The organism is Diplocloster hominis (genome assembly GCF_032380655.1).
GTDB classification, from domain to species: domain Bacteria; phylum Bacillota; class Clostridia; order Lachnospirales; family Lachnospiraceae; genus Diplocloster; species Diplocloster hominis.
Genome location: NZ_JAWDIY010000012.1, coordinates 121,534 through 141,312, shown reverse-complemented (window position 1 = coordinate 141,312; position 19,779 = coordinate 121,534). Strand labels below are relative to the sequence as shown.

The 19,779-nt window shown below is 30.0% G+C and carries 17 protein-coding genes; 2 read left to right on the top strand and 15 right to left on the bottom strand.

Features of this window, described 5'->3' with window-relative positions; genetic code table 11:
- The first annotated feature begins 14 nt into the window (after positions 1-14).
- Together ABC831_RS13115 and tnpB are read left to right on the top strand one after the other, a co-directional pair.
- Entirely contained in the window at positions 15-767 is a 753-nt protein-coding gene (locus ABC831_RS13115; protein WP_343248578.1) for a hypothetical protein, read from the top strand.
- Between the two features lie 568 nt (positions 768-1,335).
- Entirely contained in the window at positions 1,336-1,536 is a 201-nt protein-coding gene (gene tnpB / locus ABC831_RS13110) for an IS66 family insertion sequence element accessory protein TnpB (RefSeq protein WP_343248589.1), read from the top strand.
- Between the two features lie 337 nt (positions 1,537-1,873).
- Here the strand turns inward: tnpB and ABC831_RS13105 are convergent, their stop codons facing one another.
- The 15 genes from ABC831_RS13105 to ABC831_RS13035 form a co-directional block, all read right to left on the bottom strand.
- Positions 1,874-2,227 carry an SMR family transporter gene (locus ABC831_RS13105; RefSeq protein WP_343248577.1) on the bottom strand — a complete coding sequence of 118 codons (354 nt, stop codon included), beginning with the start codon at positions 2,225-2,227 and terminating at the stop codon, positions 1,874-1,876.
- Positions 2,208-2,582, bottom strand: coding sequence for a transporter (locus ABC831_RS13100; protein WP_343248576.1), 375 nt, complete (start codon positions 2,580-2,582; stop codon positions 2,208-2,210). Before ABC831_RS13100 ends, ABC831_RS13105 begins: the two co-directional genes overlap by 20 nt.
- 258 nt (positions 2,583-2,840) lie before the next feature.
- Positions 2,841-3,989, bottom strand: a complete 1,149-nt coding sequence (locus ABC831_RS13095; RefSeq protein WP_343248575.1) for an ATP-grasp domain-containing protein — start codon at positions 3,987-3,989, stop codon at positions 2,841-2,843.
- Positions 3,990-4,003: 14 nt separating this feature from the next.
- Positions 4,004-5,014, bottom strand: a complete 1,011-nt coding sequence (locus tag ABC831_RS13090) for an NAD-dependent epimerase/dehydratase family protein (RefSeq protein ID WP_343248574.1) — start codon at positions 5,012-5,014, stop codon at positions 4,004-4,006.
- Between the two features lie 88 nt (positions 5,015-5,102).
- Positions 5,103-6,035, bottom strand: a complete 933-nt coding sequence (locus tag ABC831_RS13085; protein WP_343248573.1) for a glycosyltransferase family 2 protein — start codon at positions 6,033-6,035, stop codon at positions 5,103-5,105.
- Positions 6,036-6,070: 35 nt separating this feature from the next.
- The gene (gene rffA / locus ABC831_RS13080) at positions 6,071-7,213 is read right to left on the bottom strand and encodes a dTDP-4-amino-4,6-dideoxygalactose transaminase (RefSeq protein ID WP_343248572.1); all 1,143 of its coding nucleotides are present in this window, start codon (positions 7,211-7,213) and stop codon (positions 6,071-6,073) included.
- 35 nt (positions 7,214-7,248) lie between these two features.
- Positions 7,249-8,760 (bottom strand): glucosyltransferase domain-containing protein, encoded by a 1,512-nt coding sequence (locus ABC831_RS13075; RefSeq protein WP_343248571.1) that lies wholly within the window; start codon positions 8,758-8,760, stop codon positions 7,249-7,251.
- A gap of 25 nt (positions 8,761-8,785) precedes the next feature.
- Complete coding sequence (locus ABC831_RS13070) at positions 8,786-11,128, bottom strand: glycosyltransferase (RefSeq protein WP_343248570.1); 2,343 nt, start codon at positions 11,126-11,128, stop codon at positions 8,786-8,788.
- Positions 11,129-11,149: 21 nt separating this feature from the next.
- Positions 11,150-12,532 (bottom strand): FkbM family methyltransferase, encoded by a 1,383-nt coding sequence (locus ABC831_RS13065; protein ID WP_343248569.1) that lies wholly within the window; start codon positions 12,530-12,532, stop codon positions 11,150-11,152.
- 12 nt (positions 12,533-12,544) lie between these two features.
- Positions 12,545-14,761: a glycosyltransferase gene (locus ABC831_RS13060; protein ID WP_343248568.1), complete on the bottom strand. Its 2,217-nt coding sequence runs from the start codon at positions 14,759-14,761 to the stop codon at positions 12,545-12,547.
- A gap of 8 nt (positions 14,762-14,769) precedes the next feature.
- Positions 14,770-15,507, bottom strand: a complete 738-nt coding sequence (locus ABC831_RS13055; protein WP_343248567.1) for an ABC transporter ATP-binding protein — start codon at positions 15,505-15,507, stop codon at positions 14,770-14,772.
- An 11-nt stretch (positions 15,508-15,518) separates the two neighbouring features.
- Positions 15,519-16,304 (bottom strand): ABC transporter permease, encoded by a 786-nt coding sequence (locus ABC831_RS13050; RefSeq protein WP_343248566.1) that lies wholly within the window; start codon positions 16,302-16,304, stop codon positions 15,519-15,521.
- Between the two features lie 13 nt (positions 16,305-16,317).
- Positions 16,318-17,433: a glycosyltransferase gene (locus tag ABC831_RS13045; RefSeq protein ID WP_343248565.1), complete on the bottom strand. Its 1,116-nt coding sequence runs from the start codon at positions 17,431-17,433 to the stop codon at positions 16,318-16,320.
- Between the two features lie 19 nt (positions 17,434-17,452).
- Positions 17,453-18,280 (bottom strand): glycosyltransferase, encoded by an 828-nt coding sequence (locus ABC831_RS13040; protein ID WP_343248564.1) that lies wholly within the window; start codon positions 18,278-18,280, stop codon positions 17,453-17,455.
- Between the two features lie 18 nt (positions 18,281-18,298).
- Positions 18,299-19,660: an exopolysaccharide biosynthesis polyprenyl glycosylphosphotransferase gene (locus ABC831_RS13035; protein ID WP_343248563.1), complete on the bottom strand. Its 1,362-nt coding sequence runs from the start codon at positions 19,658-19,660 to the stop codon at positions 18,299-18,301.
- Positions 19,661-19,779 lie beyond the last annotated feature (119 nt).

Genomic DNA, 19,779 nt, shown 5'->3' with positions numbered 1-19,779 from the left:
CGGTGAAATAATCAATGATATGGGACACTTTTATAAAGTTTAATGGTAATGGTATTTACTTTTTATTATATTTTTTAGCCGTTATATATATATTGTTAATTGAAAAAGACTCTCGGAAATATTTCGTTTATCCTTCTGTATTAGTCACTCTGTTAACTTTTAATCCAATATTTTTCAAGATTGTAACCAAATTTTTTTTTGAGGAAGCAGTTTATTGGAGGATGTTCTGGTTACTTCCTATACCAATTCTATTAGCTTATGTATTCACTCATATTATAGTACGGCAAAAGAATAATGGTTTACGGTATTCAGTACTAATCATTGTAACACTTTTGATTATTATGAGTGGTGATTTTATTTTTAATTTTAATAATGGAAATTTTAAAACTTCTGAAAATTATTTTAAATTACCGACGGCGACACTGGAGGTTAGCCAATTAATCCATAAGGACTCTGGGGAGGACGGGGATTTAAAATTAGCAGCACCACATCTGCTGGCCACTACGATTCGGCAGTATGATGCCACGATCCCTTTGCTGTTTGGAAGAAGGCCGGAAGAATCCAGTTGTCCTGAAAGCATGGAGATGTATGACCAGCTGAATAGTGATAGTCCTGATCTGAATGTTGTGGTTCGAATTGCCCGGGAATATGGTTGCCGGTATTTTGCCTTGTATACTTGGCAGGTTCCTGAGATTGATGCAGGGGAGTTGGGATTTGATGAGATTGCTACTGCGGGGTACTACAGAATTTATAAAGATTTATATTGATAAAACATCAGCAATTAAAGATTTATATACTGTAAATAGCTGGTACCGTGCCATCTCCTTCAATCCATGAGATAATATCTCTACAAAACTAGAAGTTTTTTGAGGAGTTATTGATCACGGATAAGATTACCCATCAGGTCCGTGCAGAACACTGGGCCAAGATCTTGGTGGAATGCATGAATAGTGTCATGACAAAAACTGCCTGATGTACGTCAAATGGTCTCTCAAACAAACAGTTCTTCTACTAGCAAAGATTTTTTCGCAAGGAAGCCTATGAACAATCGCAAACTGAACTTTTGGAGGGGAACAATTCCCTTCACAGCCTGCACTACAGGCAGTTTCCTTTGCGGAGGTTCGTCTTTTGAAAAATCGCTGCCTAATATGTCCTTTCAACCGGATATCATACTCCAAAAACGTGATCTTACGATAGAGCTCTCCAACTTGGCATCAGAATCTCTACTTTCGATACTTGGGAACTCCTTCATGCTAAATAATACCACCGGATTCCTGAAATTTATCTTGAGACAGGCTATACGGATCTCAGGCGTGGAATTGGGGACTAGCATCGATTGTGAAATTTAATTTCCAGTTGGATCCCTATCAGAAGGATATCCAGTTTTTGTTTTGTGGAAGACTCACAGATCGAAACAAGGAGCTGGACTGGGAAGGCGATGGGGTTCTGCTTTTGTATAAACGTCTGGAACTGGAAGAATTTAACTGGTCGCGATCTTCGGAAGAGGCTATAGTGATCATAACGGGCGGCTTCTGATGCAGGGTCTGGAGGTTGTCGCAAAGCATTCACTCATTGGGACTCACCCGACTGAAATTCTCTGATCTTTTGCGCAAAACAGAGTACTTTAAAAAGTGTGTTTTATACAAAAATCTCATGTACGAGGAGTTATTCACATAAGCGCGACCGTTCCATTTGTTCCCTGCAGAGTGCTTTTTATCTCAAAGGTATTTTGTGGATAAGCACTTTAAAAATTCTAAAAAACTGCTCTCATGGTCTACCGTATACGAACAAATTTAATTATAATTTAATTCATACAATAAATCATCTGTCGATTTTTCTGTATGATCATCACTTACAAAATATGCTAATACTTTTAACCCAATGTTGAGTATATAGTTATCCCAATAACAATAAACATTAAGGCTATAATTTTTTTAGCATTTATTCTCTCATTAAATATAGTCACTCCAAAAATTGTAATATAAATATAGCTTGTTGCTTCTAATACCGGCCCCATTGATAATGGTATTCCTTTGTAAGCAATTATAGACAAGAATGTTGTGCTTACAAATAATACGTATGCTACTATAACGCTAGGGTTAAAGTATTCTTTAAACTTAGATTCATATTCTTTTAACGCAGACTTTTTTAACATTACCTGTGAGATTGCGCTTATAAAAACACCTACCAATAATATGCAGCTATATTTAAGAATCAATATGTTCATCTAATTTCTCCTCGTCCGCTCTCGCAAAAATAACTACTCCTATCAATACCAGAATCGAACCAATAATTTTACCTAGAGTAATACTTTCACGAAAAAATGCAAATCCCCACACAAGTCCCCACACAATCGTAACTGCTTTATTTGAATAGGCAGTAGTCAACGGTAATTTTTTAATAATCTGCTGCCATCCAATAGCATATATTGCAAGTAATAGAATAATCAACGAATAATATAAACAAAATTGGAAACTTAAAAAGTGCTGCTTGGCTGCCATTTTACTTAATATACCGCTCATAGAGTAAACCATTATTAACAAATGTAACATAAAGAAAGTTTTAACCTTAGAATTAGTCATGCTTATCATCCATTCTGCCACTAAAGTTTGGCGAAACAAATATAAAAAATGGTGAGTTCTCCACCATTTTCAACATAATACTTACATGGAGCTACACTACAAATCCCTGCAATCTATCTTCTGAATAAGCAACGATTACAAAATGCAGTAAATGAATCTATTGAAATTAACATATAACCCCTTCCCAAAAAGCACGAATACTCATGGTAATGCTTGACTCCTACCAGATAAGCTGCTTACTACTTATCGGTAACTTAACTAATCCTCCATTTGATTTGGCATATATTCTAATAAATCTCTGACATCTTTAGATTCTAAAAGAAAATAACCATACCTATTGGAACTATCCGTAACCTTTCCGTTCCCCACTTCCTGTATATCTGCGCTTACGAGAACTTCCGGATGTTCTAATTTTATCTTACCTAAAACATTCATGTCTTTTTCGGAAAATATATAGCGCACTGCTGCTGCTGACGTTTCCTTTATAGGATCTAAATTCGGCTTTTCTGATAATGCTATTTGTATTACTGCACGCACAAAATCTATGCCTGTTGACAATTCTACAAGCTTACTACCTATAAGATCCCCTCCCATCCTTCCACCTATCTCTATTAAATTAATCGAGCCAGCTTTATCTATTTTTATTTCTGTATGGGAAGCTCCAAATTCAATTTTCAAACTATCAAGAGCATGAAAAACAATCCTCTTAACTTTGTTTAAAATCTCTGGAGAAACTAGTGCTGGCTGTAAATGTGCCATTTCAATAAAATGGGGGGCTCCTGTCGTATATTTTTTTGTCATTGCAATGAAACTATGTTTACCTCTCCAAGAAATGCACTCAATACTGTATTCTTCCCCGTAAACATATTCTTCCACCAAAACTTTTTTTTCAAATCCTTGTTCTTTCGCTATCTGTATAGCATATTCCAGATTCTCTTCGGTTTTTAGCTTAGTAATCCCTCGGCTCCCAGACCGATCAGTAGGTTTTACGATAATAGGAAATTTCAAACTTTTATTTTTTAAACAAATACCATCAGATACAAGGTAACTTTTGGGCGAAGGATCCCCATTTTTTTCAAAGGCCTGACGCATCATATATTTGTTGGTTGACATCATTGTACATTCAATAGAATTACCTACTAATCCCATAGCACACGCTACATAATTTACTGTAATCGAAGCAAGATCAGATGCTATACTGCATATTCCACTTATTCCAATTTTCTTACATTCTCTTAATATTGTTTCTTTATCTATAATACTTATTGGATAAAAAAAATCAGCACACTTCTCACCAGGTTCATTTTTTCCCCATGCAAACACATGGGTTTCAACCTCCAACTCTTTTGCTTTTATAATTAAAGGCACTTGCAAATATGAGGCTCCAATAATCGCTAATCTTTTCAAAACTTACTCCCCCTCTATTTTCTCCTTGCTTCAACCAGCACATTCCATCGCCCAGAATCTAATTCTTTTTTGTAATCCAACATCATATCATAAAACTTTTTATATTTCGGAACAAATCCAAAATCAAGCTTTGCTTTCTCCATACTATAAAGAAAGGAAGGTGTATTATTACTCATTTCTGGTCTATAAATAATACTACTTTTCTCAATATCTCCAAATAATTCTATAACTGTTTTAGCTTGTTCTTCTAGGTCAATTTGTGTACCTCCAGTCATATTATATAATCCGTATGTCTTTGAGCCTTCAAGCGCCAATACATATGCATCAGCAACATCTTTTACATATATAATGTCCCTTTTTATATGAGGATCGCCCCACAACTCAATATTTTTTCCGTGTATTGCATTATCTATAAATGTTGCGATACCTGATTTATAAACTTTACCATTAACATATATTGTACCATGAGGTCCCACTCCATATACTGGAGGGAAGCGAAACCATGCGCATTGCATTTCGTGTTGCTGATTATAGTATTCCATCACATCGTTACAAGCATTTTTACTTATAACATATACCGCATGATCTCCCGTAAATTTAAAACTGCGTGGTTCTTCTTCAGTAATTGGATATCCCTTTCCCCAAGATCCTGACACATCACTATAACTACAATTTCCAATTACTTTTTTAATGCCATTCTTTCTGCAAAACTCTAATACATTAATTGCACCTAAAACATTTATATTAAAATAGTCTGCTGCATTCTCAGTATTCTCCAAATCCGCTTTTGCATTAGCTGGCAATAAACCCGCCAGTAATATAACACCTTCTATATTAGTTTTGGGCAATTTTTCAAAATCTGTTGGTCTTGTAATATCTAATTCTATAAAATCAGCACCCATTTCAATTAATTTGCGACCTAATTCCATATTCCTTCCTGTCGCAACGACTCTTTTGCCAGCTTTCAAAAAGGCTTCCACCGTGTACATTCCTATAAATCCTGTAGCTCCTATAACAATAACCATACTTACCTCCAAATTTCAAATCATACTTTGATTACATTCATTTTTTTGGTTACTCTATACTTGTAATTAAAAAGATTGACTTAAAGACTTATCTTTTAATCTCTTCATTAAGGCTTTCAGCAACTACATATAAGGGACGTTTTTTTTCTTCGTTAAATATATTTCCCACATAAATGCCTACAATCCCAATTGCACATAATAATATTCCACCCATCAAGTAGATAGATGCAATTAAGCTAGTCCATCCGACCAATATATCACCTAATATCAGATACCTGCATATTAAATAAAGAATATAGATTAGGGATAGCAATGAAATTAAAAAACCAATTTTAACCGAAAACAATAACGGCTTATTAGATTGTGATGTTATTATTTCCAAGGCCATTTTTGTTTTTTTCTTGATACTATATGATGATTTACCTTCATATCTCTCATCTGCTTTTAAATCAATTGCGATTTGTTTAAATCCTAACCAACGTATAAACATTGTGTATGCTCTATTTTGTTCTCGCATACGACAATAATTATCTATAACTATTCTTTTGGAAATACTAAAATTGCATATTGAACTGTCAAATGTTCCTTCTGTAAAATAATCATAGATTTTGTAAAAACAACGTGAAAAAAATTTGGTTATAAAACTATCCTTCCTCCCTATACGCCGTGCAAATACAACATCATAACCCTCAAGTGCTTTCTCATAAAGGTCTTTAATAGATTCTGGTCGGTCCTGTAAATCACAGTCCATAACAACTATCCAATCTCCTCTACACTTATCTAATCCTGCTGTTATTGCACGAATTTGTCCAAAATTTCGTGACAAACGTAGACCTATAACTCGATTATCATTTGCACAAATGTTTTTTATTTCCATCCAAGAGTTTTGAGGGCAAAAATCATCTACAAAAATAATTTCAAAGGATATAACTAAATTTTCTAAATTTTCACACAATCTTCTGTATAATTCAGGTAATGCGACTTTACAACCATATACAGGAATTACTACTGATATATCCATATCCTTATACCTTCCTTCGATTTATCATTAAAAAATCATTTTAATTTATGATTATCAAAGTAATTTAAAACATTATCAATCACCTTATTTTGATCCTCAGTTAATAAATTATAATATAAAGGCAGTCTAACTAATCGTTCACTTTCTTTTGTTGTAAATTTATCCTCCCCATGATATCTTCCGAATTTTTTCCCGGCTGGAGAAGAATGTAACGGTATATAATGGAATGTACTCTGTATTCCATTAGCCTTTAAATATGATATAAAAGTCGAGCGCTCATTTAGATCACTTAATTTTAAATAAAACATATGTGCATTATGTGTACAATAATCTGGTATTGTTGGTAATTCAAGAGCGCCTACCTTTTCCAGTGGTTGAAACGCCGTATAATAGTTATTCCATAACTTTAATCGATTTTCTATGATATCATTAGCCACTTCTAATTGTGCAAATAAATATGCCGCATTCAATTCGCTAGGTAGATAACTACTTCCATAATCTACCCAGGTGTATTTATCAACTTGTCCCCTAAAAAATTGCGTTCTGTTTGTACCCTTTTCTCTAAGAATTTCAGCTTTTTCGTTATATTCCTTATCATTAATTATTAAAGCCCCGCCTTCCCCCATAGAAAAATTCTTTGTTTCATGGAATGACAAACAGCCAAAATCACCAATGGTTCCCAGACTTCTTCCCTTGTATGTACTCATCACCCCTTGCGCAGAATCCTCAATAACCTTAAGACCATATTTATGAGCAATATCCATTATTTTTTTCATATTACAAGCTACTCCTGCATAATGAACCACCATTATGGCTTTTGTTTTGTCTGTAATAGCCTCTTCTATCTTATCCTCATTAATATTCATAGTATCAGGCCTTATATCAACAAAAACAGGTGTTGCACCAGTTAAAACAATAGATGATGCAGAACTTGAGAATGTATAACTGGGCAATATTACTTCATCATCCTGATGCAAATCACACAGAATAGCCGCCATTTCTAACGCAGTTGTACCACTTGTTGTTAATAATACTTTTTGTGCTTTTAGATTTTTTTCAAACCAAGAGTGACATTTCTTAGTAAAAATACCATCACCACATATTTTTTTATTTTCAATTGCTTTCTTTATATATTCTAATTCCCTTCCCGAATATGGTGGAATATTAAAATTTATCATCTTTAAACCTTTCCTTCCATGTTAAATAAATTTTTCTAATAAATAACCAAGTAAAGGGTCGATCCAACAAAACATAATTGTTCGTCAGGATCAAAGTAATCCCATTCCTGACTTTTAAAGTATTCATAATAATCTCCATCATTCATTTCAGTCACATTTATATTTTTATCAATATAATATTTTATCATATTTTCGAACCCCCATGTATGAGTCATAGCACGAATATTATTGTCATATAATACATATTTAACACCATCGTATCCGTATCGTCTATGCGCATCATAGGTATAGCTTATCTTATTAATAATAGTTCCTGTTTCCACTTCATATTCTTTAATTTTCCGACTAATTGTTTGAATTTCTGCTTCATCAAACCGATTTGAAATTATTGTATTGGTTTGTATTACAATTAGCTGTATTATACCTACTATTAAAAAAATATTAATAATATAAAAAACTGATTTAAATATTTTATTATCTTTGATATATATAATTCCAAAGATAATGATCATAAAAAAAATCGAATAAAAACCTACATAAGTTCTAGGAGCTAAATAAATAGAACCACTAATTATATTCGGTGAAAAGGCTACTGCATAAGTAGTTAATAAATTCAGTATAAAAAACAGAATATCTCTTACATTTAAACTAACTTTACTAATTTTAACTCCCAAAAAACAAGCCAATGTAATTATTATTAAAAACAATATTAAATAAAAATTAGGTAGCAGGCCATCCATTGATAACCAAATACAAATTTGGTTATTTAAAATTGTTTTAATATTATTTAGTATTAATTCAAAAGATAATGTTGCAGATCGCTCTACTTTGGATACTAAATCTATACTTGTTAATATATACATCAAAAAAATATTCAAAAGGCATATTAAGCCACCGCCTAAAACAATATATAAATACTCTTTTAACGCTTCCTTATTAAATTTTACATTATGTTTACATAATACATATGTTAAGCATATACCTACGTATATTTCGATATAAACTTGATACATTCCAATGGCTAAAAATAGCCAAAAAAAACTTTTAAATATATTCTTTATCTGTAAATTTTGATTACAAAAATAATTAATTGATAAAAAAGTTACAAACATCGAAATTGATGCGCCTAAACATGTTTCAGGAAAATAATACCAACCGAATAAAAAATTAGGATTTAAAAATAATAATAATAATCCAACATCTATTATAAGACTTTTAAACACATTTTTTTGATTATTAAGTTTTAAAAACTTAATAAATATTAATGTAGTCCCCCATGCTATAACAAAAGTTAACAGTAATTGAGTTAAAATTTGATAATCAAGTATATTAAAATTGATTAAATCAAAAAATGAATAAATTAAATAATGAAAAACTCTTCCATTATTTAAATTGGTAGTAGCAACATTATTAAGATCTAAAACAGATAAATAAGTATCAGCGCTATAATGTCTATTAAAAATATATACACTATAACATAAAGTAATTATAATAAAATTCAAAAAAAATATTACAAGATAATTTTTTTCCTTTTTATTTTTATTCATTTCCTATCCCTTTGTAAAATAATTATTATTTAAATATAATACATTTTATTTTTGATAATATTTTTCCAATTATCGTTGAATTCATAAAAAATTGATATTTTTTAATAATCTTCCAACTTCTCATACTATAAATTTTTCTTAATTCATCATTAGCTTCGTTTTTACATTCTTCTATCCTTCTTAATTCATTTTGATAATTTTCAACTACTTTATCATACAGTTGTTTAATTCTTTCTTTTTCTATCCAAACAATTTCCGCCTCGCAATGTATGTTGTCAAATTCATTATACAATATCGGTAATTCTTCAACCATAAATTTATTATCAGATAGAAACCATGTATTTTTACTTCTATCTTCCTCATTCTTCTCGTAAATTGTTTCTAATTCATATTGCAATTTTTCTATCATTGTATATAATGAAAAATTATTTCTTACCTTATTTTTAGCATTTGAACACATTTGAGTATATTTTGTTTGATCGCTTAATATATCCTTAATAGCAAAAATATATTGATTTACCTCTTCTTCCTGAAACACCTTATTATTTATATCGTTTTCATTAGTATAAACTGGTATTATTCTACCAACTTCATTATCTATTAATTCAGCTTGACCTCCTACGTCAGAAGAAACAACTGGCGTTCCCATAGCTAAAGATTCATAGGCCGTTAATGCCAATCCTTCTTTCAATGAACATATTAAAGTCAAATCAGAATCTTTATAAAAAGGCAACATATTTTCTTGCCTTCCCGCAAAATAAATATATTCATCCAAGTTATTTAATTTTACATATTCCTGCATTTCACTTAATAGAGGTCCATCGCCTACAATCACAAAAGCAAAATTATCTTTATATAGTTTTTCAGCTATAGCCAACATTAAATATGGCCTTTTCTGTAAATGAATTCTACAAGGGAATAAGATAATTCGCGTGTCACAATCTATATCAAATTTATTTCGTATAAGACCTTTTTGTACATTTTCTTCGTTATATTTATCTGTATCAACACCTATATAAAGGGTTTCTATTTTAGCTATATCTTTATTAAAATATTTAATCATGGTTTCTCTTGTATTGTTATTACACACAAAGGTCTTATCAATATAATTATCAAAAACGCCTGAAATCCTTGCATAACCACCATTTCTCCAATACCATTCTTCCATATGAACATAATCAATTATTTTAATACTTGGATAGTTCATTCGTATCCAAGGAATAATATAATATCCATAATAAGAATTAGTATTGAAAACTATATTTATATTCCTTGATTTAATATAGTAATCAATGAAAGAAATATAATTTGTGTTATCTAAAAATGTAGGTAGTTCAAATATTTCATCAGTAAATTCTTCAAATTTTTGACGCCAAGTACTTTCCGATGGCACCGTTGTTACTATACAAACCGAAAACCGCTGTTTATCAATGAGTTTAATAAAATTCAGATTAAATAGATCAGCCCCCCCCATCTCCATCCAAGGTATGATCATTAGTATATTTTTTTTATTATTCTTTGGTAATACCCTATTCCAAGTTATTCGTGAAATTTTTCGAAAAGCCTCTTTTTCATTAATACGAGGATATTCTTTTGCTGAAATAGAAATATCTACATTTTGTCCGGCATCGGATATTAATTCATCAGCTATTTTTTTTATTTGAGGATCGTTTGTTACAATAGATAATACACCCGTATCTAATCTTCTATACCAAAATCCATAAAAACCTAACTTTAAAGGTTTCTTTCCTGCCGAAAGCAGTTTTAGCCACAGGTACCAGTCCTCAAAATAATGTTTGGTTATCTCATTATATCCTCCGACCTCTAATATAGCCGATTTTCTAATCATACCAGAATAGGTTAAAAAATTATATGTTTTTAATAAATTTGCATCGAACTGTTTATCCCATATATATTCTTGATTACCAAATCCTATATTTTTTGTATAAACCCAGTCACAGTCCTTATTATAGAATAAGCCCCAGTATAAACATTCTATATAGGTAGGAGCTATTAAATCATCAGCATCTAATGGTATTATAAATTCTGTTCTACTCTCTTTAACAGCGTAATTTCTAGCTGTTGATATACCACCATTTCTTTTATGATACACATTTATTCTTATATCTCTTTTTGCAATATCATCCAACAACGAAAGATCACTTTGATTAGTAGATCCATCGTCAACTATAATCCATTCAAACCACGGAAAAGTTTGGTTTACAACACATTTAAAAGTTTGTTCAAAATATTTTCCTGCATTATAAAAAGGGGTTATTATAGATACTAAAGGGGATTTATGATCCAACTCCAAATATAATTCCCTTTTTATCTCTTGGCCTGGTTCCATTTTAAAATCAAAATTCATTTGTAATCCCCCTAACCCATTCTACACATCTATTTTTTTAATTTTTAGTATTTTTTGAATCCATTTATCACCTAATAATTTATCTAATTTATAATTTAATTTTGAGTTTAAGTTCTTTTCATTATTTAATTGGTCTTCCATAATCTTAATTTTATCATTTTGAACAGCATTTATTTCTGATTGTTCTCGGATTAAATTTTCTAAATACTTTATTGTCTTCTCTTTTTCTTGTACAACTTCTTCTCTTTCATCAGCTAATTTTTTCAAATAATCTCTACTTCCATCTAATTCGTCGATCCATTTTTTCAAAATCTTAATATCATTGATTTTATACCTTAATAATTTCAGTAACCATTTATGATAATTTGTATAACGTAATAAAAGATCGTAATTACTATTCATAAAACCATAAGCAACTTTTAGAGCTAAATTTTTTCGTTGTTCTATTATATTAACATTTAATATGTTTAAAGGTTGGCACTCCATTTCATTTCGTTTTTGAGGAATACAATATAATACTGTTTCACTATATGATTCTAGACTATAATGTCTAATAGCATATTTATAATTCACATTAAATTCGTTTATCTTTTCCATAATACTCCAAAAATCATTAGGCTTATGATAAATACAAATAGCCATCTTAGGCGTATATTTTTTTATTATATTTTCTGCACCTTCAACAGCTTCTTTTTCACTTCCCTCTATGTCCATCTTTATAAAAGTTACTTCATCATTTATTATATCATCTAATTTTATAGCATTAACTTTAATATCGCCAACTTCAATTATTTTATCACCATCATCTTGTCTATCATCAAAATAAAGTTCTGTATTTCGATTATAGACAGCATAGTTATAAATTAGAATAGAATCATCATTTAATAAAGAATCTAAATTAAGTTTTAATTTTTTTATATTTTCTGCGCTAGGTTCAAAAGCATATACTTTTTTGTAATCAGGACATTTTAATATAAAATCAATAATAGAATCGCCATTGTAAGCCCCACAATCAACATATGATTCATTAAAAAGTTTCCCAAATAAATCCGAAGAAAAATAGATTTGGGAATCCATATAAGATTTTTCGACAAGTTCTGAATCCATTAAAACTTTTGCATTTAAGAGATTTAAAAAGATTTCTTTACTCTTGAAGTCATCGAGCCGATTATATACCCACTCATACTTAGAGAAATTTTCTTTAATATCTATTATGGACGATTTAAAGTAATCCAAATCATGCGTTAATTCTATATTCTCTTCGGTATTATATTCGTCACTTAATTCTTCCAATGTATATGAATCACGTTCTTTATCAGATATACAAAAATAATTAATTAAGGCATTTTTTAAAATTGTATTAATATCTAATTTCATATATTCTTTTAATTCTTTTAAGTCCATATACATTTCTCCCTATCTAAATAATTTATTTAATCTTAATTTAAATGCTATTTTTATTAGCTTTGAACCTAATCTAGAGTTTGCCATTCGCAGCAACTCACTTTTTTCATTTATTGGATGGTTAACATTGTTAGCATAATTTTCTAGCAATTCATATTCTGTGTATAGAGTAATAAACTCAGCTGCCAATGCTTCATAATTATATTCCTGCACATTACTTACCGATAATACTTTTTGAATTTCATGTTCAATATTATTTATCATAATGTCACACGAAAACTTCTCTTCAATTCTTTTACGGCAGTTCTCCTTTATTATAGAGTACTTATCATTATCTTTTAACATTTCTATTATTACATTCACATACTGCTCAACTTCTTTTTTTTCATAGATACGTTCGTCTAAAGAATCTTCTTCATTTTGATATAAAGGCAGTACACACCCAACCGATTCATCTACTAATTCAGCTTGACCACCTACATCAGATGTAATAACCGGTACCCCCATCGCTAAAGATTCATATGCCGTTAATGCCAATCCTTCTTTCAAAGAACAAATCAGTGTAACAAATGCATCTGCATAGCAAGGTCTCATATCATTTTGGCGTCCATTAAAATATACTATTTTATCAAGGTTTTTTTCTCTAATAAGAGACTGCATTTCACCAAGCTGCGGACCATCTCCTACAACAACAAATGCAATTTCTTTATACCTTTTCTGTAACATTTCTGCTATTGCAACCATTAAAAAGGGGCGCTTTTGAGGATGTATCCTACAAGGAAAAAGCACTATTGGTCTATCGGCATCTATATTAAGTTTTTCATGTAAATAACCTTTTCTAACTCCCTTATTACTAAAAATATCCTTATCTACACCAATATAAACAGTACTAACAGTATTATGTTTTCTCTCGAAATGATCGTATAGTACGTTTTCTGTTTTGTTATTACAAACTAATGTTTTATCAATTAACGTTCCAAAAGCTCCGGACAATCTGGCGTATCCGCCATTTCTCCAATACCATTCTTCCATATGAACATAATCAATTACTTTTATCTTAGGGAATTCTATTTTTAACCATGGTAATAAATAATAACCTATATACGAGTTCGAAAGAAAGATAACATCAATTTTTCTCGACACTATATAATAGCTGATAAACTCTGCATAATCAGTAATCTCTAAAAATTTAGGCAATTCAAATATTTCTTGTATTTCATTCTCAAATTTTTGTCTCCAACTATTTTCCGCATAAGTAGTCGTCATAATACTAATATTAAATTTATTTTTATTAATCCTCTTCACAACTTCCAAATTAAATAAATCAGCCCCGCCCATTTCCATCCAGGGTATTATCATAAGCACATTTGTCTTACTATTGGATGACTCTTTATATCTTTTCCACATATGTTTAACAGGACTTTTAAAACGATTAGTGATACCCATTAAAGGAAATTCGGTAGCATAAACAGGTTCTTTAATTTTTTTAGCAGAAATTGATATTAATTCATTTGATTGTTTTAAAAGTCTATCATTATTTCTTAACCTTTTCCCCATACCAGATGAAGTACGTCTATACCAAAAACCAATCACGTTCAAATGTACCGGTTTTTTCCCTTTAGCTAATAATTCCAGCCATAACTTCCAATCCTCGTCATAATGTTGTCTACTTTCATCATAACAGCCAATCTCTAAAATGTCATTTCTTCTAATTCCCGCTGTACAAACTAATATATTATTATACTTCATCATATCAGACGAAAACTCTCTAGACCAAACGTAGTTATCTTCTTGGAATCCAACCGAATCCGTATAACACCAACTACATTCGGGGTTAAAATAAAGTCCCCAGAAAATATACTCGAGGAACGTTGGGATAATTAAATCGTCAGCATCTAAAGGGACTATAATGTCTGTATTTGACTCTTTGATAGCTCTATTTCTGGCGCTCGCTTGTCCCTTGTTCTCTTGATTAATAAGCTTAATTCTAATATCCTGATCTACCAACTTGATAACATCATTTATATCTTCCGTACTTCCATCATTTACTATTATCCATTCAAACCATGGAAAAGTTTGATTTAAAACGCAATTATAAGTCTGTTCAAAATATTTCGAAGAGTTATAAAATGGAGTAATAATGGATATTAATGGATATCCTAAATCATCATTAATCTGTGCAGATTCATATAGAACCTTACCTGGCTCTTGTGTATAATCAAATTCCATAGTTTACCTCACTTTTTCTCATTCATGTAATTGTCACAAACTTCTTCCACCGGGCCATCCATTATCTTCTTACCTTTTTCTAACCATAAAGCTCTGGAGCAAAGATCCCTTACTTGATTGATAGAATGAGACACAAATATTATTGTCGCTCCATTATTAATAATTTCTGTCATCCTTTTCTCACATTTTTCTTGAAATTTAAAATCTCCGACACCCAAAATTTCATCTACTATCAAAATATCTGGTACATTCATCGTTGCAATTGAAAAACCTAGCCTGGCTGTCATACCTGAGGAAAAATTCTTAATGGGTACATCAACAAAATCCCATAATTCAGCAAAATCCATGATTGCCTCAAATTGTTTTCTCATATAAGGACGATCATATCCCAAAACTGCGCCATTTAAAAATATATTTTCCCTGGCTGACAGATTATCATCAAATCCAGCCCCTAACTCGATCAAGGGTGCTACATTACCACTAACCTCAACTGACCCTTTTGTTGGTTTTAACACACCTGCTATAGTTTTAAGTAATGTGCTTTTACCTGACCCGTTTAATCCTACAATACCAAGAGCTTCCCCTTTTTTTACTTCAAAAGATATTTCCTTTAAAGCCCAAAACTCTTCAAACATTAATTGATGTTTTACAAACTTTATAGTATATTCTTTTATACTATCAACTTTTTCTGAACTTTTATTAAACATAATAGACAAATCTTTTACTTTAATTATATTAGTGTCCATCACACACTCCTCTAAATATATAATATATATCTATCCTGTTTTTTATAAAAAATAACTAAACCTACTAAAAGTACAATAAATGAAATTAAAAAGCATATAATATTCATCCTTAAGCTGGGAACTCCACCTTCCAAAACAATCATCCGAAAATAATCAATATAATAATACATTGGATTAATACTAAGAGCCCATGGTGCATTATCTTTTAATAACGAAACTGGATAAAAAATAGGAGTTAAATACATCCAAAGCAGTGTACAAATACCATATAATTGGGCTATATCTCTAAAAAAAACCATAAAAGCTGACAAAATCAAAGCAAGTCCCATTGAAAACATGATCAAATATATCATAACTATAGGAGTAAGTAACATTGTCAAATGAAATGGAGACCCAGTAACTATCATCATTATTATTAATGCTATAAAAGAAAAAAACAAATTTACAACACCAGACATAACTTTAGACACAGGAAAAAGATATTTTGGTATATATACTTTCTTAATTAAATTTCCATTATCAACTATCGAGTGTAAACCATTAGTTGTAGATTCTGTAAAAAAAGTAAACATAATATTTGCTGTCAAAAAATATATCGTAAAATTTTCTATTTCAAAACGAAATAGATGGGAAAAAACCAAAGTCATAACAGCCATGGTTAAAAGCGGGTTTACTATAGTCCATAATAATCCAAGAAAAGATCTCTTATAACGTACTTTTATATCTCTGACAACAAGTTCATATAATAAAGCTTTATAATGTAAAAATCCTCCTAAAAACTCTTTAATTCTTTTCATTATTCCCTCCATATCATATCAGTAAATTATTATATTCTTGTAAATAACATTCTTGTAAATAAACCGCTTCTTCGCTAATAGAATAATGATTTTTAATTATATATTGATCGGTATTTATTCTATTATACTTTCTGCAATTTGTTAATGCATTTAACCAACTATATTTATCTTTTAAATTAAGAAAAATAACATTTTCTGTAATACTACATTCTTTCGTAATAGTATCAGATAAAATACATCTTAGACCAGCAGCTTGTGCTTCAATACTCACTACTGGTAAACCTTCAAATAATGAAGGTAATACAAATACATCAATTACTTGGAGAATCTCATTAACATCCTTACGTGCACCCAATAAATAAACTGAATCATTCAAATTATAATCAGATATTTTATTTTCAATTTTAGATTTTAATTCTCCTTCGCCTATTATTAATAAAATACTATCTAAATTGTTTTTATGAAATTCATAAAAAACATCAATTAAATATTCTTGGTTTTTCTGTACCGCTAATCTACCAATATTTCCTATCACATATTTATTATTCAAATTATATTCATTTCTTTTTTCACATCTAATAAGTTGATTATACTTATATTTATCGACTTCTATTGCGTTATTTATTAGCTTAAATTTTTCAGTTTCTATTTTTTTATTACCAAATAAATATTTAGCGCTTAATTTAGAACAAGCCCAATATCTATTTGCATAAAACAAGCCTATTTGGTTAAGAATTTTATTTCTTATACGTTTCCATAATATTTCAGATCCAACAGAATTATGGCTATGCATTATTCTTATTGGTATTTTACATCGCTTTGCAATATTAAAATATAAAAACGCAATATTAGGTATATGAATGTGAATAATACTATATTTATTTGATTCTAATATTCTTGTAAAAACTTTTGCATTTGAAAATAAATTTTTAAATGATAAGTCTGATAATTTATATATGATTGAACCTTTGTCTATATAATATTCTTTCAAATCCTCAGACACTTCATCATGAACTACAAAGTCAAATATAATTTTTTCCTTGTCTATGAATCGGTAATAATTTATCAGCATGGAATAAACTCCACTACTAATATCCATTTTATCAATTACCTGTAATATACGTATCATAATTAAAACTCCATATTTACTATTTACGTAAGTATTTTTTATATAAAACTTTACGAAAATTACTTGGAATCAATGTAATTATACTAGTAAAAAATATACTAAACACTAATTCTTTTTTATCTAATAACCCTATATTAAATTGTTCCCGTCGCAATCTTAAATATGTTTTGAAATATTTTATTCCACCCCTTCTTTTATACAAATTGTTATCTACCCTTACCCTTACTAATGGTTCTGCAATATTACATAACTTCTCTCCTCTAACAATGAGTCTACTCCATAAATAATAATCCTCTAAGTAAGGCCAATGTTTGTAATTACCAGCAGCAAGTATTTCCCCTTTTCGAAACATAACAGTCATATGGTTCATTGGATTTCTAAATTTAACATACTTTTTTATAGTATAATAATCTGTTGGCATATTTTTTATAAGTTCTATATTTGTATTTGGGTCAAATTCAATTATGCTTCCACCTACGACTGTAATATCCGGATTATCCTTTAGAAATTTTAATTGTTTTTCGAATCTATTAGGCAAACATATATCATCTGTATCCATTCTAGCAATTAAATCATATTTGCATAATTCTACTCCTTTAGCCAATGCCCTTCCTAACATTACATTTTCTTCAAATTGATAAGTTCTGATCTTATTAAATTTTCTTTTATATTCATCAATTACTTTATATAGATCATCTGTCAATATGCCATCTTCTACTATTATTATTTCATCACATTCTACACTTTGAGATAGAATACTATCCAAACATTCTCGCAAATTATTGGGCTTTTCTTTAATGTAAATAGACATTAATACAGAAAATGAAAATTTATCCCTAAATTCCATTTATACCTCCATAAAAAACTACTTCCTTAACTTTTCAGCAGTTATCTGATTATCATCAATGCCCTCAGTATTTTCTTTTTGAAATAAAATTTTAAATGTCATTAGTATGAGTTTTAAATCTAACCAAAATGAATAGTTTTCAATATAAAATAAATCTAATTTTAATTTATCATAAGGGACTGTATTATATTTTCCATATACTTGGGCATAACCAGTAAGTCCTGCTTTTACTTTTAATCTCATATTAAACTCTGGCATACTATTCTCGTATAAAGCATTGATCTCAGGTCTTTCAGGTCTAGGGCCTACCATTGACATTTCTCCCAATAAAACATTGATAAGCTGAGGTAATTCATCAAAATGTATATTTCTTAATATTTTACCAATTGGCGTAATTCTATCATCATTCTTTCTAGCAAGTCTAGCTCCGTCTCGTTCTGAATCGACAGTCATACTTCTAAATTTATAAATACTAAATACCTTTTTATCTATCGTATATCGTTTTTGCCTATAAAAAACAGGACCACCATCATAACACTTGATTGCAACTGAGATAATAAGCATAACAGGCATAGTTATTATTAGCATTATGATTGATAAAATTATATCAAATATCCTCTTTAGAATTTTTTGTTCGATACTGAGTCCTTGATTTCTCGATAGCAAAAGTGGTGTGTCAAATAAATGTATTTTTTCCGTTCCTGTTAAAATAATATCCGATATCTTGGGCGTTATATATGCACGTATAGATTCTTCAAAACAATATTTTAAAATCAAATTACGTTCCTTAGACGGTATATCACATAATACTATCGCATCATAAGCCTTAATTAAATCTATTATCTTATCAATCCCTGCATTAATAGCTATCGACTTCGTTATATTATATTTATCATTTCTGGAATTCATTTTTCTTACTAATTCATTTATATTATAATTTCCATACACTATCAGCATATTTCGAGCAGGAAATAATTTCATGTAGATCCGTTTGGAAAGAAACGCCCAAATTATAATAAGGATAATATCCCCAATACTCATATAAAATAAAGGCAGTGGATTCACAAACCATCTATTTATTAAACAAATCTGTATATAAGTTATAGCATTTACACATAAAACCGATAAAATTTGTGAATAAATAACTTCTGCAATCCTGAGATATCCTATTTTCAAAGCTCCATATACTTTAGAAAAGAATATAAGTATTATTGCATACAAACCAACAACTACCCAGTTACCTCTGCGCCAAAAAGGTAATGGTATTGAATCACTAAAATGTTTATACCATATATACCAAAACAGGGCAGTCTGGAGTGTTAATATCACCAAAGCTGCCACTGTCATAATTATCCTTTTAAACTGTTCACGGCTTTTCACATCTTCTACCTCATTATAACTCTAATTATAAGTAGTAACTGACGGTGTAAGTTTAACAAAAGCAATAACTTTTGTCAATCAATAACACTTATATATTATTTATCACATATTAATATAAT